This window comes from Nocardia sp. FDAARGOS_372, from assembly GCF_002554515.1.
Lineage (GTDB): Bacteria > Actinomycetota > Actinomycetes > Mycobacteriales > Mycobacteriaceae > Nocardia > Nocardia farcinica.
On record NZ_PDDW01000001.1, the window covers coordinates 4634986 to 4655488 of the forward strand.

Genomic DNA, 20503 nt, shown 5'->3' on the forward strand with positions numbered 1-20503 from the left:
GCCGTCGGTCACCGATCCGTGCCCAGTTCACGGACGGTGCGCGGAGCGAGGTCTAGGACGAGTAGTCCTTGCGCAGCTGGACCTTGACGACCTTGCCGCTGGCGTTGCGCGGCAGTTCGGCCACCACCACGAGATCCTTGGGGTGCTTGTAGCGCGCCAGGTTCTCGTTGAGGAACGGCTCGAGTTCGTCGAGGGTGAGCTCGTCGTCGGGGTTGTTCAGCGCCACGATGGCCACCGGCACCTCGCCCCACTTGTCGTGCGAGCGGCCGATGACGGCGGCCTCGCGGATCTTCGGGTGGCTGAAGAGCACGTTCTCCACCTCGGCGCAGTAGATGTTCTCGCCGCCGGAGATGATCATGTCCTTCTTGCGGTCGACCACCCAGACGAAGCCCTCCTCGTCGGTGCGCACCAGGTCGCCGGAGTGGAACCAGCCACCTTCGAACGCGTCCGCGGTGGCCTCGGGCTTGTTCCAGTAGCCCTGCATGAGGGTCGGGCCGCGGTAGACGATCTCGCCGACCTCGCCGGGGGCGACGTCGTTCATCTCGTCGTCGACGATGCGCACCTGGATGGTGGGGATCGGCTTGCCCACCGAGCCGAGCTTGCGCAGCGCGTCCTTGCCCTCGAGTACGCAGGTGATCGGCGACATCTCGGTCTGACCGAACACCGCCACGTTCTGCGCTTCGGGGAAGCACTCGGCCATCGCGCGCAGCACCGAGTCCGAGGCGGGGGCGGCACCCCAGCTGAGCATCTTCAGCGCCAGTTTGCGCTGCTTGACGGTGGGCTCGGCGCAGATGGCCTGCCACTGCGCGGGCACGCAGAAGGCGGTGGTCGCCTGCTCGGCCTCGACGGCGTCGAGGAACTCGGTGGGGTTGAACGCGCCCAGCGGATGCAGCACGGTCTTGGCGCCGAGCATGAAGTACGGCGCGAGGCTGCCCAGGCCCGCGATGTGGAACAGCGGGGAGGTGCAGAAGCCGACCGATTCGGGCGTGATCTCCATGGCCCGGATACAGGTCAGTGCCTGGGCGTTCATGTTGGCGTGGGTGAGCACCGCGCCCTTGGGGCTGCCGGTGGTGCCCGAGGTGTACATGATCAGCGAGGGGGTGTCCTCGGGGATGTCGAGGGGGGCGTGCGGTGCGCCGTCCTCGGCGAGGGCGTCGTCGTAGCCGAGCACGCCCTCATCGCTCCGGCCGCCGATCACCACGAGCGTTTCCAGCGCGGGCGCGTCGGCGCGCACCGCGGCGGCCAGCGGCTGCAGCATGGTGTCGGTGACGATCGCCTTCGCGCCGCTGTCGCTGACGATGTAGGCGACCTCGGGCGGGGTGAGGCGGAAGTTCACCGGCACCGCGATCGCGCCGAGGGCGTTGATGCCGAAGACGGCCTCGATGTATTCGGGGTAGTTCAGCGCCAGGATCAGCACCCGGTCGCCGAAGCCGACTCCGCGGCGGGCCAGTGCGTCGGCGAACTTCTCCGAGCGCTCGTGCAGCTGCTTCCACGTGGTGTCGACACCTTTGAACCGCAGCGCCACCGCGTCGGGCCGCATGAGCGCATGCGTGGCGAGCTGGTTGTTCCAGTGATTGCGTCGCGACCGGATGGGCTCGTCGAGCGCCTGTGCACCAGTGGTCATCCCACGTACTCCTTCTCGGCCGTCCTGTGCCATCCCGGGTGGCCGGCATCATCGACGGGCTGAACTGAGACGAGAATAACAACTAACTTCTTAGAGCGGCAAGGGCCGATGAGATGAATCGACGTTAATCCTCTCGATGGCACGGTCGTGCCACTCGTAACACTTCCACCTGGGCAAACAGTCGCTTCCGCCCGGCGTCCAGGCGCCTCAACAGGCCAGAGAAGCCGAACAAGTATGCGAATCCTGGCTTACTTACGGGTTGAACGCCGGGAGTAGGTCGTGTCACCATCGTGGCGGCAGGGCGGACTGGCACGCCCGCGCGAGACAGAGGAGAAGCGCAATGCTGCGTACCAGGTTCACCGAGGAGTTCGGCATCGAGCACCCGATCGTGCAGGGCGGCATGATGTGGGTCGGCCGGGCCGAACTCGTCGCCGCGGTCGCGAACGCGGGCGGCCTCGGTTTCCTCACCGCACTGACCCAGCCCACCCCGGACGATCTGCGCAAGGAGATCGAGCGCACCCGGGCACTCACCGACAAGCCCTTCGGCGTCAACGTCACGATCCTGCCCTCGATCAACCCCCCGCCGTACGCGGAGTACGTGCAGGCCATCATCGAATCGGGCATCACGATCGTCGAGACCGCGGGCAGCAACCCCGAGCCCTACCTGCCGTACTACAAGGACGCCGGCATCAAGGTGCTGCACAAGTGCACCAGCGTGCGGCACGCGCTCAAGGCGCAGAAGATCGGCGTCGACGGCGTCAGCATCGACGGCTTCGAATGTGCCGGGCACCCGGGTGAGGACGACATCCCCGGCCTGATCCTGATCCCCGCCGCCGCTCGCGTGCTCGAGATCCCGATGATCGCCTCGGGCGGCATCGCCGACGCCCGCGGCCTGGTCGCCGCGCTGGCCCTCGGCGCCGACGGGGTGAACATGGGCACCCGCTTCCTGTGCACCCAGGAATCAGGCATCGCGCAACAGGTCAAGGAACAGATCGTCGCCAACAGCGAACTCGACACCCAGCTGATCTTCCGCACCATGCACAACACCGCCCGCGTCGCCGACAACGAGGTCAGCCGCAAGGTCGTCGAAATCGAGAAGGCCGGCGGCACTTTCGAGGACGTGCGCGAGCTCGTGGCGGGGGCGCGCGGGCGCCGGGTCTTCGAGGAGGGCGACCTGGACGCGGGCATCTGGTCCGCGGGCCTGGCCCAGGGCCTCATCCACGACATCCCCACCTGTGCCGAGCTGATCGGCCGGATGGTCGAAGAGGCCGAGCAGCTGATCCGGTCCCGGCTGGCCGACGTCGTCGTGGCCTGATCGGTTCGCTCGGCCCGGGCGCGCCTGGCTCAGCCGCGCGCCCGGGCCACGACGGCGGCGCGGTCGTGGGCGGCGATGATCTCGATCGCGGCGGGGAGCGCGTGCAGGCGGTGGATGGTGGCGAACGCGGCCTCGCGGTCGGCGTCGAAGAGCAGGCCGGGCATGGGGGCCTTCTCGCGCAACAGGCGAACCTGCAGGTTGCTCCACACCGCGTCACCGGCCAGCAGCACGCGGGTGCCGTCGTCGACGGCGAGCAGCACCCCGATGCTGCCCGGCGTGTGCCCGGCCAGGTCGACCAGCAGCACCGAGCCGTCGCCGAACAGATCCCTGCTGCGCGCGAAGCTCAGCACGGGCGGACCGTCGAGTTCGACGGTGTCGAATTCGCGGCCGAGCAGTGGGCCCCGTGCCACCCCCAGTGGCGCGCGCGGGCCATCCATCGCCCAGTCCCGTTCGATCGCGGGCAGCCGGATCGGCACCGAGCCGGGCAGCTCGAGCAGACCGGCCACGTGATCCCAGTGCAGATGGGTGGCGATCACGAAATCCACGTCGTCACCGGTCATGCCGACGGCCGCGAGCGCGTCGGCCAGGCCGCGCACCGGCTTCTCCGGTCCCACCAGCAGCGGCACCGGGAACGGCAGTTCGCGCAGCACCCGCCGCTGCGCCTCGGCGCACATCGCGGGGTCGACGAGGAACCGCGCGCGGGGGTGTTCCACCAGGAACGCGGCGTAGGTCATCGGCACCTCGCGCAGGCTGCGGACCCCCTCGGCCACGAGGATCTCCGGCGCCGACGTGCGTGCCTGGGTCAGTGCCGTGAGCCGCACCTCGGCCCGCGCGGGCGGGGGATCGGCCAGGGTGATGCCGGCGAGCAGCGCCCGGTCGGGGCGACGCGGACGGAGCAGCCGCGGTGGGGTGGCCGCCAGGGCGGTGCAGCAGCGCAACACGGTGGGCAGCGTGGGAGTACGCACCGCCCGTGGCGCGAGTTCGGAGTCGGGCACGGATGCCACGGTAGGCGATCGGCGCCACCACGGGTAGGGCCGCCGCGACACGCGGCAGCTCGGATCGGATCGCGGCGTGTCGCGAAAGGGCAACGGGCACAGGCGAAGACGCCTGCCGGGCGGGCCCGGGGTGCGGCATAATCGCGGGGGTACCGCGCACGGCCGACCGGCGCCGGGGAGGGAGGACGCGATGCGTGGCAGTTCCGCCGCCTCGATGGTCCGCGCGATGCGATGACAGCCGGTTCCGTTTCCCCGCCCCGGCGGTGCCCTCCGGTGGCCGTCATCGGCATGGGCTGCCGCCTGCCCGGCATCGGCCACCTCGACGACCTGCGCCGCCCGCCGGGCACCGACGTGCCCGTCGCCGGGGTCGACGTGTTCGACAGCGAGTGGTTCGGCCTCACCGCGCCGCAGGCGGCCGTGCTCGATCCGCGGCTGCGGTTGGCGCTCGAGGTGGTGGCCGAGGCGATCGACGACGCGGGGATCGGATACCGGCTGCGCGGGTCGGACGCGGCGGTCGTCGTCGCGGTGCGTCCCGGGCGCGATCAGCCCGAGAGCGGTCGTGCTGATTCCGCTCCGGCACAGGGTATTTCGCGGCTGTTCGAGCTGTACGGGCCGAGTTCGCCGGTGGTGACGGACCGTGCGGAGTGCGCGGTCGAGTCCGGTATCCGGTTGCTGGTGGACCGGGCGGTGCCGTGGGTCATCGTGGTGGGGGTCGATGTCGAACCCGACGATGCCGTGGACGGCGCTGTGGCACAGCGTGATCCGGTTGCCGCGGGTGAGTCGCGCCGCGCCGGTTGTGCTGTGCTGGTGCTCCAGCGCGACGCGGATGCCCGGCGCGCGGGTTCTCGCGTCCACGCCGTGCTCGAGATCGACGACGGCAGGTCGGTGGGTGAGGCCGCGGTCGGTTCCGACCCGTTGCCCGCAGCACGATCCGTCATGCGGGTGCTGCGCGCGATCGTGTCGATGGAGTCGGAGACCCGCGCACTCGACCACGGTGCAACGGCTACATCCATCGGTGCAGCGCAGCCCCTGCTGCCCAACGAAATCCGCAGCGGCAGCGGCAGCGGCAGCGGCAGCGGCAGCGGCAGCGGCAGCGGCAGCGGCAGCGAGGAGGGTACCGGATGGGGCGGCAAGGGAACGCGGGTTCCCGGTAGCCGGATCACGGTGCATCGCAATGCGGCTCAGGCGCTTCCGCGCTCAATCGATCCACCGGTCGTCATCGCCGTCACCGGCCGGGATCGGCGCGAACTCGGTACGACCGCCCTGCGTCTGGCCCATCACCTGCGCTACGCCGCGCCGCACGACCGGGCCCGTGGCGATCGGCTCGCGCTGCACGAACTGGCCTGCGCCACCACCCGTCAACTGCCGCTCGCCCTCCGTGCCGCCGTGCTCGCCGCCGACCTGGGCGAGGCCGATGCCCGCCTGCGCGCGCTCGCGGCGGGCGCGACCGGGCCCGGCATCGTCGCGCCAGGCCCACGGCACCGCGGCGGCCTGCTGTTCGTCTTCGCCGGACCCAGCGAACCCGGTCCGCGTCTCGGCCGCGCGCCGGCCGCCCGGTTCCCCGCCTACGCCGCGGCGGTGGCCGCGATCGCCGACGCGATCCGGTCGGCGGGTGGTCCACGGATCTGGACAGCGCGCTTCGGCTTCCGGGTCGCGCCGGACAGCGGGTGGGCCGGACCGGCCTTCGCCCACCTGGCCACCTTCGCGCACCAGGTGGCCGTGGCCCGTCTGCTGGAAGCCTGGGACGTGCGGCCGAGTGGCGTCTGCGGGTACGGGGCGGGCGAGATCGCCGCCGCTGCCGTCAGTGGTGCCCTGACCACGGCCGACGCGGCGCGGGTCGCCGTCGAGTACAGCAGGACCGTGGCACATCGGGTGCCGCGGCACATCGACGCCGAGCCGACCCCACCGCAGTGGGAGAACCTCGACCGATCCGGCGCCGCGCAGACCCACCCCTGGTCCTCGGCGCTCCTCCTGGCCTCCATCGACGAGGCGGCCCGGCTGGTCGCGCCGCTGCGCCACACGGTGACCATCGCCGCTGCCCGCGGCCCGCAATCGGTGGTCATCTCCGGGTACCCGCCCGACGTCGACACCGTCGTGCGGCGGGCGATGCGACGGGGCCTGCGTGCCCGCGCACTCGGCCGGGACCACCCGGCGGATCCGGTGGCGGGCGCTGAACTGGCCGGACACCTGGCCGGCTTGACCCCCCGCACGCCGCGCATCCCGTTCTACTCCACTGTCCGCCGGGGCGGGTTGCTCGCCGGGGCGGCGACCGACGCCGCCTACTGGGGCGCCAACCTCGGCGACGCCGTCCATTTCGACGCGGCGCTCGTTCGCGCGATCGACGCGGGAGCATCGTCGGTGCTCACGATCGGTCCGAGTACCGAACTCGCCGCCGCCGTGGAAGGTTTCGAGCAATTCGCCTCGTCGACCTACACCACGGGTGGCGACGACGAGGCCGCCGCGTTGCTGCACGCCCTGGCCGCGCTGCATGCCGAGGGCCGCCGCGTCGACTGGGCACGGCAGGGCCCCTTCACGGTCCCACCGCCACGGCGCCGCTGGCGGCACACCGCCGTCGGCTCACCGTTACCGGCCGTGCTCGCCGGAGCCGAACCGGATTTCGATCATCCCGGGGTGATCGACCACCTGTACGGCGGCCGTCCGGCCGTGCCCGTCGGATACTGGGTGAGCGCGTTGCTGCACCTGGCCCGGCGGCACGCGGCGAGCGAGATGCTGACCGATCTGGCGCTCGGTCGTCTCGTCGCACCGGATGACTTGCGCCAGGCGCGATTCCGGGACGACGGCCCGGGTGGCTTCCGGGTCACGGTGCCCGACGGTACGGCGGCCGACGGTACCGGCCCCGACGGTACGGTGGCCGTGGCCCGGCCGGTGCCGGGGCCGACGCCCGCCGACATCGTCGATTGGATGCGGCTCGTGGACGACGGCCGAACCGCCCGGCGCCGCCTCCGGCCGCTGGGCCCCGGCGCCTACTACACGTCGCTGCGACGCCACCGCGTCGAGTACGGCCCGCGATTCCCGATTCCGGAACGGATCGAGACCGGCGGTGGCCGCACCTTCGGCGTCCTGAGCACCGACGGCGAGGCATCGATCGCGGTCGAACAGTGCCTGCACCTGGTGGTCGCCGCCGCGCGCGACATGCTGACCGGCAAGCTCGTTCCGGAGGTGTCCGCGATCGGCACGGTGTGGCTGGCTCCGGACGGCGGCGCGGCCGTCGAGGCGCACGCCACCGTCCGGGAACGCGCACCGCACGCACTGACCGGTGACGTCGTGGGCACCGACCGGGACGGCGTGCCGCTGCTCGCGCTGCGCGACGTCCGCATCCGGTTCCGCGAAGGGGACGACGCCGCGACGGTCCGGCCCGCGGAGAGCGCGCCCTTCCGCACCCAGGTGTGGCTGCCGGTCACCCCGGCTCCCGGCGCCGGCCACGGCGAACCGGCGCGGCTGCTGGTGGTGGGCGATTCCGCGACGGCGGCGCGGCTCGCGCGGGCGACCGACCGGACGATCCGCACCGACCTGTGCGCCACCCCGGAACCGGCGGCGCCCGACCACCACGCCGGGTACACGGCCGCCGTGCTCGTCTGGCCGCACGGCACCGACGCCACCGCCGCCGCGGCCGCCCACCACGCCCTCGACGTGTTGCGGCGTCTCCGGGAACGCTGTCGCGGACAACTCACCCTCGTCCTGCCCCGCCCCGCCCTCCGTGGCGGAGCGGACGCCGAATCCGCCTGGGCCGCAGCGGCCCTCGCCCGCACCCTGCGCGCGGAAACGGGTACCCCGGTGCGCGTGGTGTGGGCCGACGACGACCCGCCCACGCTCGCGCGCCTCGCCGACCTGCTCACCGGACGCCACACACTCGACGACCCGGAACTACGTATCGGCGCCGACGGCGTCACCGCACGTCGGCTCCGTGCCGTACCGGCAGATCCGTTGCCCGCGCCCCGGATCGATCCGGGCGGCACCTACGTGGTGACCGGTGGGCTCGGGCGACTCGGCGCGGTCGCGGTGCGCTGGCTGCTCGACGCGGGCGCGCGTGACGTCGTCGTCCTCACCCGGGCGCCTCGGCCGGTGCCCGCGCCCCTCGACGGCCTCGAGGATCGGTTCGTGGTGGTCCGCTGCGATGTGACCGATCGCGCCGAACTCGCGGCCGCGCTCGGTGACATCCGCGAGGACGGCGCCACCATCCGCGGACTGGTCCACGCCGCGGAGGTTTTCGAGACCGCGGCGTTCGCCGAGGTGACAGCGGGGCAGCTCACCCGGCTGTTCGAGCCGAAGGTCACCGCCGCGCGGCACCTCCTGGCACTCACCGCGCACGACCCGACCGACTTCGTCCTGCTGTTCACCTCGGCGGCGGGCACCCTCGGCGCGCCGGGCCGCGCCGCCTATGCCGCCGCGTCGGCAGCGGCCGATGCGCTCGCGGGCGGGCGACGCCGGGTGCTCGCTCTCGGCTGGGAGATCCGGCGGCAGCCGGGTGGCGAACCCGCCGACCTCGATGGTGCGGCCGTTCGGCGCGGTGCGGAGCTGCTCGGGGCGGCGCTGCGCCACCGCGTGCCGCATCTGCTGATCGGGAGCGGGGAGATCGAATGAGGAAATTCAGGAGTCGCGGCGACCGAGCAGGCGATCGGTCTCGCGGCGTTCCCGTTTCGTGGGCCGACCGGACCCGCGGTCGCGCCGCGGCATGGCGGCGAGGAGTTCCTTCGGCGGAGGCGGCGGACTGCGGTCGATCAGGCATTGGGCGGCGATCGGAGCACCGACCCGTTTGGTGACGATCCGCTCGACGATCACGATGCGCTCGGTGCCGCCGACTCGGATACGCACCTCGTCACCCGGGCGGACCGGCTGCGCCGGTTTCGCGGTGGCCCCGTTGACTCGGACGTGACCACCGCGGCAGGCTTCGGCTGCCGCGGACCGGGTCTTGAACAGCCGCACCGACCACGTCCAGGAATCGACCCTGGCCTGCGTCGGTGCGTCGTGTTCTCGGTGCGGCACCCGATCCAGATTAGTCGGCGATGCGGCGCGCGGTGACGACCATGTCGGGGCGCAGCGGGGTGTAGGACACCGGCTGACCGGACTGCACCGCGTTGAGGAGCTTGCCGTCACCGGCGTACAGGCCGACATGGCCGCCGCCGTTGGTGACCACGATGTCACCGGGGCGCAGGTCCTCGAAGGCGACCGGGGCACCGACATGCGACTGTTCGAAGCTGGTGCGGGGGAGCTCGATACCCGCCTGCCGGTAGGCCCACTTCACCAGGCCGGAGCAGTCGAAGGTGGACGGGCCCGCCGCGCCCCACGAGTACATGGCGCCGACCTTGGTCTTGGCGGCGTCGAGGGCGATGTCACCGGGCGTCGTCTGCTGGAACGGCGCCGGGATCTGGAAGCTGGGGAACTGGGGAGCGGCCAGCGGCGCCTGCTGCACGCCACCCTGCGGGGCGGCCAGGGCCTGCTGCAGCTGCTGGTTGAGCTGCTGGACGGGCTGTTCGAACTCCTGCGGCACCGGGACGTCGAAATCGCCGAGGCCGGGAATGTTGACCGTGGCGGCCATCGCGGGAACAGCGGGCATCGCGCCGGTCGCAGCAACTGCGCCCATGACGAGAGCACCCTTCACGGAATTCGGCAGCCGCGATTCCCGCTGCAAGCTGTGTTTACCCACCGAGCTGAGTCTCCGATCTTCCTTGCTCTCCCGCCGACCGGTTCACCCGACGGGTTCGGGCCGGGAAGATCGGCCCTACCGCGCAGGCTGTCGACCTGGCGCGGATTCACCCCAGTGCGCTGTGGGTATCCCCGGCACGGCAGCCGAGAACACTCTGGCCCCGACAGCCGTTAAGGCGGTGACTCAGTGGCGCCCTCCTCTTCCGAAGCGACACCCTCCACTAAGTCACGAGAAGATTACGACGTCGCGACCCTGTTGTCCAGCGCACAGACCTGCGATTTCGCGACGCTGTGAAAATTCCCTGGACAGCCGCCGAGACCGCTGGGAGACCGTTACATAACACTTCGATATCGCCCGCTCCACGCGGCGTTTCCGGCCGGCACCCGGTCGGGATCAGCGCTGTTCAGGCGGCAATCGGTCGGCGAGGGCGCGTTCGAGGACGGCGATCCGGCGCTGCGCGTCGCCGAGTGCCACCTCCAGTTCGCCCACCGCGATGAGCAGCGGACCGACGACGAGATCGGCGACGAGTTCCGGAGCCTGGAAATCCTCGTCCTCGAGCGCCTGTAGCAGGGCGGCCTTGATGACACCCGCCTTGCGGGCACCGGCGGGCACGGCCCAGCCCGCGACGACCTCGGCGGTGGTGGCGGGGACCTGCTCCTCGGACATGAGCTCCGATGGTAGCCACCTCGGGTGGCGGACCCGCATCAACGATAGCCAAATCTACGACTTGCCAAATACATCGGAAGATTTCTCGATGGTCACGCGGTACGGTGTCGGGGCATGGACCCCGTGCGCAACCCGTATGCCCCGGGAGCGGGTCAGCGCCCGCCGGAACTCGCCGGACGCGACAAGCAGCTCCAGGCCTTCGACATCGTGCTGGAGCGGGTGGCCCGGGGCCGCCCCGAGCGCAGCGTGATGCTCACCGGTCTGCGCGGCGTGGGAAAGACCGTGCTGCTCAACCAACTTCGCTCCGCTGCCATCTCGCGCGGCTGGGGCACCGGCAAGATCGAGGCCCGCCCCGACCAGGATCTGCGCAGGCCGCTGTCCTCGGCGCTGCACATGGCGACCAGGGCGGTGGCGATGGCGCATCGCAACCAGGAACGGGTCGACGATTTCCTCGGCATCCTCAAGGCCTTCGCCCTGCGCGCCACCGCGGACAAGGGGATGCGGGAGCGGTGGCAGCCCGGCATCGACGTGCCCGCGGTCTCGGGCCGGGCCGATTCCGGCGACATCGAGATCGACCTGGTCGAATTGCTCAAGGAGGCGGCCGCGCTCGCCGGCGACATCGGCGTCGGGATGGCGATCTTCATCGACGAGATGCAGGATCTGGGCGCCGCCGACATCTCCGCGATCTGCGGTGCCTGCCACGAGCTCAGCCAGGACGGTGCGCCATTGATCGTGGTGGGCGCGGGCCTGCCGCACCTGCCCGCGGTCCTCTCCGCCTCCAAGAGCTACTCGGAGCGGCTGTTCAGCTACCACCGCATCGACCGGCTCGATCGCGAGTCCGCCGACCAGGCACTGATCGCACCGGCCGAACGCGAGGACGTGACGTTCACCCCCGAGGCGCTCGCCGCGCTCTACCAGAAGGCCGACGGTTACCCGTATTTCGTGCAGGCCTACGGCAAGGCCACCTGGGATCAGGCGCCGGAGAGCCCGATCACCGCCGAGGACGTGGCGGTCGCGGCCCCCGCGGCGGAGGAGGAGCTGGCGGTCGGCTTCTTCGGCTCCCGCTACGAGCGGGCCACGCCGGCCGAGCGCGAGTACATGCGGGCGATGGCGGATCTGGCCGGCGACGACGGGCCGGTGGCCACCTCGGCGGTGGCGGCCGAGCTGGGCCGCAAACCCGCCTCGCTCTCGCCCGCGCGGGACGGCCTGATCAAGAAGGGGCTGATCTACTCCGCCGAGCGCGGCACCATCGGGTTCACGGTGCCGCACTTCGGCCGCTACCTGCGGAGCGTGTGATCAGCCCTTTCTACTCATTTCTAGCTTCGATCCAAGACATACCGAGAAAGCGGCATGGATTCGCCACGCCCGCGGATCTGTCGAGGAATCTTCCGCGATCTAGCCGGATTATTAGACATCTGTAGAGTCTGCCGACTTCAGATGCCGGGCGAAGAACCGGTTCGCATCGTCTCCCTCGAACCACGGGACTCCGGTGTGTCCGCCCATGTTGGCGTGCAAGGTCTTCTCCCGCGATCCGAGCGCGTCGAACACCTCCAGCGCCTGTCGCCGGTCGTTTCCCTCGTCGTCCCACTGCAGCAGGACCAGCAGCGGAATCCGCACCCGCCGGGCTTCGTCGAGCATGGCGCGCGGCACGTAACTCCCGGCGAACAGCACGGCTGCCGCGATGCGCGGTTCGACCAGCGCCAGCCGGATGCCGAGCGCGAACACCCCGCCCGAGTAGCCGACCGGTCCGCCGATGCCGGGCACCGCGAGCAGCGCGTCCAGGGCGGCCCGCCATTCCGGGGCGGCCTGCTCGACCAGCGGGAGTACGAGCCGGTCGACGATCTCGTCGGCGACCGGGGCCCCGGCCGCGACCGCTTGGCGCAGCTCGGCCCTGGCCTCGTCGGCGGCGACGGAACGGGGGCGCTCACCGCAGCCGGGGAGTTCGATGGTCGCCGCGGCGAAGCCGTTCGCCACGGCGTGCACCGCCCGGGCCACCAGCCGCGGATACATGGTGGGCAGGCCGCCGGGATGACCGACCAGGACGAGCGGGGCCGGTGCCGACCCGGAGCCGGGCGTCCAGAGGATTCCGGGAATGTCGCCGAGGACGAATCTGCGTTCGAGGACGTCGCCGCGGCCGGATGCGGAATCGAGGTGCTGTTCGGAAGTGAATTGCACGGTCGTGCCTTTCGGGAGTGCAGTCGAGCGGCGCTCCCGGACGACCTATCGTCCGACCGTGACCCCGCAGGGGAGCACCCATGTCGATTCGTTCACCGGGTACCACCTCCTCGTTCGCTCGCACGGCCCCCGAAACGTAGCAGCGCGGGACGAGCACGCCAACATCTTTTCCGGTGCCATCGTTCCGGTCCTTCCGGCCGTCGGCACGCGGTTCCTTCCGACCGCGCTGCCGGTGATTCCTAAATCTTCCCTCATCTAGTCTTGAAGCTAGAATTAAATAGAAATTTCTCGACGGGGAACGAGATGCTCGCAGCCCCCGGGCCGCCTTCACCCCCACCTATCGCTCGGTAACCCCGCCCGCAACGAGGCGCAAGATCACCACCACGCCGAATTTGCTTGTACCACAACGCTTCAGCCGACGCATCCGGTTGCGGAGCATTCCCAGCGCGCGGCACCCAACGCCTGTGAGCAATCACCAAGCAATCGTCGCGCCCGGGATTCCACGAGACTGATCGCGATTCCTTCTGTACTGTGTTGTAGATCACGTTGTGTGGTGGGTCACACGACTCGGTCATGCGCGGCCTGGGCAGATTCGTCCGATCCGGTCCGCGGCCGGGTCCGCACGTCCGCCAGGAACACAGGAGGTAACGATGACACGCAGCGATATCGCCGAACTGCGCTACGCGGTCAACCAGCTCCGGCAATCCATCGGCGCACTGCGCACCCACTACGGCGACGCGAACACCGTGCGCCGACTGGAGAACGACCTCGAGCGGCTGATGATCGACGCCGACGAGTTCGAGCAGGCGCCGCCGCCGGAGATCCGCCGCAGACCGCAGGACACCATCTACGTCCCGGACAGCAAGTCCGACGAAGCGGCCTGGATGGGCGCCCAGGACGAGGGGCTCGGCTTCCACTCCCGCCCGCGCACCACCTGACACCGGACCACCCCGTCGCGGGCCGCCCCGTCCGGTGCCGGTCCGCGGCAGGCTCCGCACGCGCCGAACACCTGCGTGGTCGGAGGCATCTGCGCAGTCGGATGCACCCTGCGTGGTCGAAGGCATCTGCGTGGTCGGAGACGGAACGCAGCCTCGGCGTCGACGGCGACCGAGTTCGGCCAGTTGACGTGCCGGTCGGTGCCGCCACCCATCCCCCTGTCGACGAAGACCCGAGAACATCTGCCCGCGGCCGAACCGCCGCCCGCGCGGCGACGATCACCCGCCATCCCCGTGGCGAAATGTGGCGCAAATCACCCCTCCGACCGCCCGGGTAGATCGGCGAGACCGCACTCATGCGATAGCCGCAGTGACGTAAGGTGCTGTGCATCACATAAGATCGCGGACGGCATCGATACCCGCCCGCCGAGCGAAACAGCGAGGCGTTCTCCCGTGAGTGCCGCACCGACCGTCGTCCCCGAGGCGGGGACGGGCGTATTCAGCAAGACCCGAGCCCGCATCGCCGAGCGCACCCTCCGCACCGATCGCTGGTGGCTGCCACCGCTGATCACCGTGCTCGGCCTGGGCGCCTTCGTCGTCTACGCGACGATCAGATCCTTTGTGCGAACGGCCTATTGGGTTCCCGAGTACCACTACCTGACGCCGTTCTACTCGCCGTGCCTGAGCGCTTCCTGCGTGCCGGGCTCGAGTCACTTCGGCCAGCCGTTCCCGGAACTGCCGATGTGGATCCCGCTCGGTTTCGTGGTGCTGCCGTTCCTGCTCGGCTTCCGGCTGACCTGCTACTACTACCGCAAGGCGTACTACCGCTCGGTGTGGTTCTCCCCGCCCGCCTGTGCGGTGGCCGAGCCGCACCGGCGCTACACCGGCGAGACCAGGTTGCCGTTGATCGTTCAGAACGCCCACCGCTACTTCTTCTATGTGGCCCTGGTGGTTTCGGTGATCAACACCTACGACGCGCTGGTCGCCTTCCACGGCGCCGACGGGGGTTTCGGGTTCGGGTTGGGCAACATCGTGCTGCTCGGCAACGTGATCCTGCTGTGGGCCTACACGCTGTCGTGTCACTCCTGCCGGCACATCGCGGGCGGACGGCTCAAGCACTTCTCCGCCCACCCGGTGCGCTACTGGTTCTGGACCCAGGTCTCCAAGCTCAACACCCGGCACATGGCACTGGCCTGGACCACGCTCGGAACCCTCGTGCTGACCGACTTCTACGTCATGTTGGTCGCCAGCGACACCATTTCGGACCTGCGGTTCATCAACTGACCCGCCCCAGCTTCAGGAGTATTCGCGGCAATGCCAGAAGTGGAACGGCACAACTACGACGTGGTGGTCATCGGGGCGGGCGGCGCGGGCCTGCGCGCGGTCATCGAGGCGCGCGAGCGCGGCCTGTCGGTGGCGGTGGTGTGCAAGTCGCTGTTCGGCAAGGCGCACACGGTGATGGCCGAGGGCGGCTGCGCGGCCTCGATGGGCAACGCCAACGAGAAGGACACCTGGCAGACCCACTTCAAGGACACCATGCGCGGGGGCAAGTTCCTCAACAACTGGCGCATGGCCGAGCTGCACGCGCAGGAGGCGCCGGACCGGGTCTGGGAGCTGGAATCCTATGGGGCACTGTTCGACCGGACCGCCGACGGCCGGATCAGCCAACGCAACTTCGGCGGGCACACCTACCCGCGCCTGGCGCACGTGGGCGACCGCACCGGCCTCGAGATCATCCGCACCATGCAGCAGAAGATCGTGGCGCTGCAGCAGGAGGACCACGCCGCGACCGGCGACTACGAGGCGCGGATCAAGGTCTTCGCCGAATGCACCGTCACCGAGCTGCTGACCGATTCCGGCCGCATCGCGGGCGCGTTCGGGTACTGGCGGGAGTCGGGCAAGTTCGTGCTGTTCGAGGCGCCCGCGGTGGTGCTGGCCACCGGCGGCATCGGCAAGTCCTACAAGGTCACCTCGAACTCGTGGGAGTACACCGGTGACGGGCACGCGCTGGCACTGCGCGCGGGCGCGACGCTGATCAACATGGAGTTCCTGCAGTTCCACCCGACCGGCATGGTCTGGCCGCCGAGCGTCAAGGGCATCCTGGTCACCGAGGGCGTGCGCGGCGACGGCGGGGTGCTGAAGAACTCCGAGGGCAAGCGCTTCATGTTCGACTACATCCCGGGGGTCTTCAAGGGCCAGTACGCCGAGACCGAGGCCGAGGCCGATCAGTGGTTGAAAGACAACGACTCGGCCCGCCGCACCCCCGACCTGCTGCCGCGCGACGAGGTCGCCCGGGCGATCAACGAGGAGGTCAAGGCCGGGCGCGGCACCGAGCACGGCGGCGTGTTCCTCGACATCGCCTCCCGGCTGCCCGCCGAGGAGATCAAGCGCAGGTTGCCGTCGATGTACCACCAGTTCAAGGAGCTGGCCGACGTCGACATCACCAAGGAGCCGATGGAGGTCGGGCCGACCTGTCATTACGTCATGGGCGGTATCGAGGTGGACCCGGACACCGGCGCGGCGAGCGTGCCTGGCCTGTTCGCGGCCGGTGAGTGCTCGGGCGGCATGCACGGCTCCAACCGGCTCGGCGGCAACTCGCTGTCGGACCTGTTGGTGTTCGGCCGGCGCGCCGGGCTGGGCGCCGCCGCCTATGTCGAGCAGCTCGACGCGCGGCCGCAGGTCTCGGACGCGGGGGTGGCCGCGGCGGCGCGTACCGCCGTCGCGCCGTTCGATCCGCCCGCGGACGGGCGCGGGGAGAACCCCTACACCCTGCACACCGATCTGCAGCAGGTGATGAACGACCTGGTCGGCATCATCCGCAAGGAGCACGAACTCGAGCAGGCGATCGAGCGGCTGGGCGAGCTGCGGGAGCGCTTCGCCAACGTCACCGTCGAGGGCCATCGGCAGTTCAACCCGGGCTGGCATCTGGCGCTCGACCTGCGCAACATGCTGCTGGTCAGCGAATGCGTGGCGCAGGCGGCACTACAGCGGACCGAGAGCCGCGGCGGGCACACCCGCGACGACTACCCGACGATGGACCCGGCCTGGCGCAACAAGCTGCTGGTGTGCGCGGTCGATCCGGACGACGCCGAGGCCGTCGTGCCGCGGGTGCGGGTGACGCCGAAGGATCAGACGCCGATGCGCCCGGACCTGCTCGCGCTCTTCGACCTGGCCGAACTCGAGAAGTACTACCACTCGGCCGAACTCGCGGGGCATCCCGCCGGCGCGGGACCGGCCACGGAAGGTGAGGCCTGACCATGGGTTACGACGCCAAATTCCGCGTCTGGCGCGGAGACGAGACCGGTGGCGCGCTCCAGGATTTCACCGTGGAGGTGAACGAGGGCGAGGTGGTGCTCGACATCATCCACCGCCTGCAGGCCACCCAGGCTCCCGACCTGGCGGTGCGCTGGAACTGCAAGGCGGGCAAGTGCGGCTCGTGTTCGGCGGAGGTGAACGGTCGGCCGCGGCTGCTCTGCATGACCCGGATGTCGACCTTCACCCGCGACGAGCTCGTGACCGTGACGCCGATGCGCACGTTCCCGGTGGTCCGGGATCTCGTCACCGATGTGTCGTTCAATTACGAGAAGGCCAGGGAGATCCCGTCGTTCACCCCACCCCCGGAGTTGAAGCCGGGGGATTACCGGATGAAGCAGGTCGACGTCGAGCGATCGCAGGAATTCCGGAAATGCATCGAATGTTTCCTGTGCCAGAACACCTGTCACGTCGTGCGTGATCACGAGGAGAACAAGCAGGCGTTCGCGGGCCCCCGATTCCTGATGCGGATCGCGGAACTGGAAATGCACCCGCTCGATGTCGCCGATCGCAGGCAGCTCGCGCAGGACGACCAGGGCCTGGGCTACTGCAACATCACCAAGTGCTGCACCGAGGTGTGCCCGGAGAACATCAAGATCACCGACAACGCGCTGATCCCGCTCAAGGAGCGGGTGGCCGATCGCAAGTACGATCCGCTGGTCTGGTTGGGCAACAAGCTGTTTCGGCGCTGATCCGGCCGGCACCGGCCGGGTGGGTGCACCCGGCCGGTCGGCGCACCCCTGTCAGCACGCGTCGGCTACGGCGCGACACTCCTGCGGCGCGACATTCACAGTGTCGCGACCACGCCGACTGCGACCGCCCACACCAGCAGGCCCACGAAAAGGGCGGGAAGAAACGCGCTGGTGAGGACGTACACGCCCACCGTCGACACCGCGAAGAGCAGCGCAACGATGAGCCATTCCACCCAGTCGCTCGGCCGCAGTTTCCGGTACCGTGGCGGGTAATTCTTCAACCCACGGTCCATGTATTCCGGTTACCCGAGGCGGTCCGGACATAAACCCCGTTTCGTTGCCGAATGTGCGTCCATTCGTGATCTTCGCCCCGGCGTTTCGCGCCCTCACCTGCCGATGTGCCCGGCCTGGGCGGCGTACTCCTTGGCCGCCTGCCGCAGCATGCGCCTGCTGGCCTGCGCGTCCAGCGCGTAGTGCCGCAGGCAGTCGTGGGCGGCCTCGAAGCGGGCCACGTCCTGCGGCCGCTCCAGATATAGGTCCCCGGTGAAGCCGGCGACGTGCACCAACGGTGGCTCGACGGTGCGCCCAGCGCCCGCACCGAAGCGGAGCACGGTGAACGCGCCGGTCTGCTCGCCCACGGGCAGGCCCGCGGCGAACGGCAGCACCAGCACGGTCACGTTCGGACGCGTACTGGTGTCGGCGAGTTGACGCAGCTGTGCGGCCATCACTTTGGGGCAGCCGACGATGCGGCGCAGCACCGCTTCGTGGACCACGGCCGTGAACCGGGCCGGCGACTTCCTGGTCAGTACGGCCTGGCGTTGCACGCGCACCTGGACACGGTGGTCGAGTTCGACGTCGTCGGCGGAGGGCCGGGCGAGCCGCAGCAGCGCTCGGGCGTAATCCGGCGTCTGCAGCAGGGGTGGCACGAGTTCTGGCTGGTAGCAGGACAACTCGGCCGCGATCGCCTCGATGCCCGGATAGAGGTCGAAGTCCTCCGGGATCACCTCGCCGTGCGCGTGCCACCAGCTCGGGCCGGGGCTCTGCTGGGCCAGGCCGGTGAGCGCATCCCGCAGGTCGTCCGGAATGCCGTAGATGCGACAGAGTTCCTGGATGTCCAGGCTGCGGATCCGGTCGGCCTGCCCCTTCTCCAGGCGCTGCAAGGTGCTCGCGCCCCATTCCATCAGCCGCGCCGCCTCGGCGATGGTGAGACCGGCCTGGGTGCGCCAGTCGCGCAGGTAGCGGCCCAGCTGCCGCCGGGCGACCGCCGGACCCGCGCCCGCGGCGGTAGCCGTCCCGGCCGCGCGGGCCGGTTTCACTGCTGTGCGTGTGGAACTCGGTGCCAACGTCATCGCTCCGTTCTGTGCTCCTCCCCGGCGGGAGGGGCGAGCCGGGCGAACCCGCACGCTCATTCGCCGCGACGTCGCTCGGGTGCTCGTGCTACCGACGTGTTCATCCAATATGGGAAATCCTGCACCCCGGGATGGATGCCGTGCTGGGGATTCGCGGGAAATCTCGCGGATATCCCGCGAGCCGCCCGCCGACGCGCCGTAGCGATGGTGTGCTGGAAGTGTGCTCCCCGCTCGCCTGCGGGGACGAGCACCGTGAAAACCGTTCCCCGCGTGCGGGGATGAGCCCGAGGAGTCATGGCTGTGGATGTCATAGCGTCGCCGCCGGTGATCCGAGATGCGGCGGTGGCCTGATGCAGATCGCGAACCAGGGAATGTGGACGGCCGGGCTGCTCAGTTGCGGCAGCGATCCCGGCGTGATGACCACCGCGCAAGCACATTCGGCGATGCAACTCCACCTGGATTGCACCGTCGACCGCTGCCTGGTGCGCAGACGGGCCAGGGCGACCCTGGTCGAGGCGGGCAAATGCGTGCTCGACGAGCGCGCGCTCCGCATCTGATGCCGCTCGCCGCCGCGCGGGTCCGATGACTCGCCCCCTCGCTGCACGGTTCGCAGTCGTATCGTGAGGGGTGTCCGGCCACCGCCCGCGCGGCGGCACCTCGGCGCCGGTTGAACTCAGCGCCTCAGTGCCAGCTGTGATCGGTGAGCGGCGTGCGCGGCCCGAACTTCGGCTTCCTGGCGTGCCCGCTCACCTCCAGCAATCGCACCACCCGATAACGGTGCGGCCGTAGCGGTTCCAGATACTCGACCATGCCGTCGTCGTCGAGGGGGCGACCGAGCAGCGTCCAGCCGATGATCGCGGCCAGGTGGTAATCGCCGACCGAGAGAGCGTCGGCGTCGCCGAAGGCGCGCTGGGCGATCTCGGCGGCGGTCCACACGCCGATGCCGGGGATCGTCTGCAGCAGGCGCGCGGCCTCGGCCGGGTCCGCGGCCGCGGTGCGCTCCAGCGCGTCGGCCACCGCGGCCGCGCGCACGATGGTCTGCGCGCGCTGCGGTCCGACGTTGGCGCGGTGGAACACCCAGGACGGCACCCGGCGCCAGGTGTCCGCGTCGGGGGGCAGCAGCAGGCCGGCGGGCGCGGGGCCCGGTGCCGGTTCGCCGTAGCGGCACACCAACTTTCGCCACGACATGCGCGCCGAACGGGTGTGCACCTTCTGTTCGAGCACCGCGGGCACCAGCGCCTCGAACACCCGCCCGGTGCGCAGCATCCGCAGGCCGGGGAAGCGCCGGTGCGCGTCCCGGACCAGCGGGTGCTCGGGTACGAAGCCGCTGAGGTCCTCGTCCAGGCAGAGCATCCGGGGCAGGTCGTCGAGGAATTCCTCGGCGCCCGGCCCCCAAGCGGTCGCGTGCACGGTGTGGGTGTCGCCCTGCACCAGGCGGTAGGTCACCGCACCGCTGCGCAATCGGGAGGCGTGCCAGTGCCCGCCCGCCGCGTCGCGATGCCGGCAGGGATCGCCCGGTCCGCGCCGCAGCGGAGCGAGGGTGTGCGCGAGGTCGACGGGCCGCGCCGCGGTGAGCGTCCTGGCCCGCCCGCGGTCGGTCGCTGTTGCCATCGGTTCGCGCACCGGTCCATTGTGCGCGCCCGGCGCGCGGCGGGCCGCGGACACCCCGCCATAGCCGTTCGATATGACGGATATAGATCACCGTTGCGTAACGAGCGTTCCGGTGTGGTCGATAACCGAGCGATCGGCAAACAGCTGGCATTCGCCACGAGGAG

The 20503-nt window shown here is 70.3% G+C and carries 17 protein-coding genes and 1 riboswitch; of the genes, 8 read left to right on the forward strand and 9 right to left on the reverse strand.

Features of this window, described 5'->3' with window-relative positions; genetic code table 11:
• Positions 1-52: 52 nt before the first annotated feature.
• Positions 53-1624 carry a fatty-acid--CoA ligase FadD5 gene (gene fadD5 / locus CRM89_RS21810; protein ID WP_011212124.1) on the reverse strand — a complete coding sequence of 524 codons (1572 nt, stop codon included), beginning with the start codon at positions 1622-1624 and terminating at the stop codon, positions 53-55.
• A gap of 340 nt (positions 1625-1964) precedes the next feature.
• On the opposite strand from fadD5, the gene CRM89_RS21815 reads away from it, so the two are divergent.
• The gene (locus CRM89_RS21815; RefSeq protein ID WP_098085945.1) at positions 1965-2939 is read left to right on the forward strand and encodes a nitronate monooxygenase family protein; all 975 of its coding nucleotides are present in this window, start codon (positions 1965-1967) and stop codon (positions 2937-2939) included.
• A gap of 29 nt (positions 2940-2968) precedes the next feature.
• Here the strand turns inward: CRM89_RS21815 and CRM89_RS21820 are convergent, their stop codons facing one another.
• Entirely contained in the window at positions 2969-3934 is a 966-nt protein-coding gene (locus CRM89_RS21820) for an MBL fold metallo-hydrolase (protein WP_229434802.1), read from the reverse strand.
• Between the two features lie 273 nt (positions 3935-4207).
• Here CRM89_RS21820 and CRM89_RS21825 point away from each other — a divergent pair, with 273 nt between their 5' ends.
• Positions 4208-8536, forward strand: coding sequence for an SDR family NAD(P)-dependent oxidoreductase (locus CRM89_RS21825; protein ID WP_172964556.1), 4329 nt, complete (start codon positions 4208-4210; stop codon positions 8534-8536).
• Positions 8537-8542: 6 nt separating this feature from the next.
• On the opposite strand, the gene CRM89_RS21830 is transcribed toward CRM89_RS21825, so the two are convergent.
• The 3 genes from CRM89_RS21830 to CRM89_RS21840 all read right to left on the reverse strand — a co-directional run bounded on the left by CRM89_RS21830 (position 8543) and on the right by CRM89_RS21840 (position 10265).
• Positions 8543-8938 (reverse strand): RNA-binding S4 domain-containing protein, encoded by a 396-nt coding sequence (locus CRM89_RS21830; RefSeq protein ID WP_011212128.1) that lies wholly within the window; start codon positions 8936-8938, stop codon positions 8543-8545.
• A 10-nt stretch (positions 8939-8948) separates the two neighbouring features.
• Positions 8949-9536 carry a C40 family peptidase gene (locus CRM89_RS21835; RefSeq protein WP_050768356.1) on the reverse strand — a complete coding sequence of 196 codons (588 nt, stop codon included), beginning with the start codon at positions 9534-9536 and terminating at the stop codon, positions 8949-8951.
• Between the two features lie 79 nt (positions 9537-9615).
• Positions 9616-9787: riboswitch (cyclic di-AMP (ydaO/yuaA leader) on the reverse strand.
• A gap of 205 nt (positions 9788-9992) precedes the next feature.
• Positions 9993-10265, reverse strand: a complete 273-nt coding sequence (locus CRM89_RS21840) for a hypothetical protein (RefSeq protein ID WP_041560507.1) — start codon at positions 10263-10265, stop codon at positions 9993-9995.
• Between the two features lie 114 nt (positions 10266-10379).
• Here CRM89_RS21840 and CRM89_RS21845 point away from each other — a divergent pair, with 114 nt between their 5' ends.
• On the forward strand, positions 10380-11561 hold the full coding sequence (locus tag CRM89_RS21845; protein WP_011212131.1) for an ATP-binding protein: 1182 nt from the start codon (positions 10380-10382) through the stop codon (positions 11559-11561).
• Between the two features lie 111 nt (positions 11562-11672).
• Here CRM89_RS21845 and CRM89_RS21850 read toward each other — a convergent pair whose 3' ends face one another.
• Positions 11673-12440, reverse strand: a complete 768-nt coding sequence (locus CRM89_RS21850; protein ID WP_098085954.1) for a dienelactone hydrolase family protein — start codon at positions 12438-12440, stop codon at positions 11673-11675.
• Positions 12441-13090: 650 nt separating this feature from the next.
• On the opposite strand from CRM89_RS21850, the gene CRM89_RS21860 reads away from it, so the two are divergent.
• From CRM89_RS21860 to CRM89_RS21875, 4 genes are all read left to right on the forward strand, one after another.
• Positions 13091-13378, forward strand: a complete 288-nt coding sequence (locus tag CRM89_RS21860; RefSeq protein WP_011212134.1) for a hypothetical protein — start codon at positions 13091-13093, stop codon at positions 13376-13378.
• 450 nt (positions 13379-13828) lie between these two features.
• Positions 13829-14659 carry a hypothetical protein gene (locus CRM89_RS21865; RefSeq protein ID WP_011212135.1) on the forward strand — a complete coding sequence of 277 codons (831 nt, stop codon included), beginning with the start codon at positions 13829-13831 and terminating at the stop codon, positions 14657-14659.
• A 30-nt stretch (positions 14660-14689) separates the two neighbouring features.
• Complete coding sequence (locus CRM89_RS21870; RefSeq protein WP_011212136.1) at positions 14690-16630, forward strand: fumarate reductase/succinate dehydrogenase flavoprotein subunit; 1941 nt, start codon at positions 14690-14692, stop codon at positions 16628-16630.
• A gap of 2 nt (positions 16631-16632) precedes the next feature.
• Positions 16633-17379, forward strand: coding sequence for a succinate dehydrogenase/fumarate reductase iron-sulfur subunit (locus CRM89_RS21875; RefSeq protein WP_011212137.1), 747 nt, complete (start codon positions 16633-16635; stop codon positions 17377-17379).
• Positions 17380-17474: 95 nt separating this feature from the next.
• On the opposite strand, the gene CRM89_RS21880 is transcribed toward CRM89_RS21875, so the two are convergent.
• Both CRM89_RS21880 and CRM89_RS21885 read right to left on the reverse strand, forming a co-directional pair.
• On the reverse strand, positions 17475-17660 hold the full coding sequence (locus CRM89_RS21880; protein ID WP_228789926.1) for a hypothetical protein: 186 nt from the start codon (positions 17658-17660) through the stop codon (positions 17475-17477).
• A gap of 105 nt (positions 17661-17765) precedes the next feature.
• Positions 17766-18728 carry a helix-turn-helix transcriptional regulator gene (locus CRM89_RS21885; protein ID WP_228821807.1) on the reverse strand — a complete coding sequence of 321 codons (963 nt, stop codon included), beginning with the start codon at positions 18726-18728 and terminating at the stop codon, positions 17766-17768.
• Between the two features lie 350 nt (positions 18729-19078).
• Between CRM89_RS21885 and CRM89_RS21890 the strand changes: the two genes are divergently transcribed.
• On the forward strand, positions 19079-19285 hold the full coding sequence (locus CRM89_RS21890) for a hypothetical protein (RefSeq protein WP_041560508.1): 207 nt from the start codon (positions 19079-19081) through the stop codon (positions 19283-19285).
• A gap of 124 nt (positions 19286-19409) precedes the next feature.
• On the opposite strand, the gene CRM89_RS21895 is transcribed toward CRM89_RS21890, so the two are convergent.
• Positions 19410-20339: a DNA-3-methyladenine glycosylase gene (locus tag CRM89_RS21895; RefSeq protein WP_086841491.1), complete on the reverse strand. Its 930-nt coding sequence runs from the start codon at positions 20337-20339 to the stop codon at positions 19410-19412.
• Positions 20340-20503 lie beyond the last annotated feature (164 nt).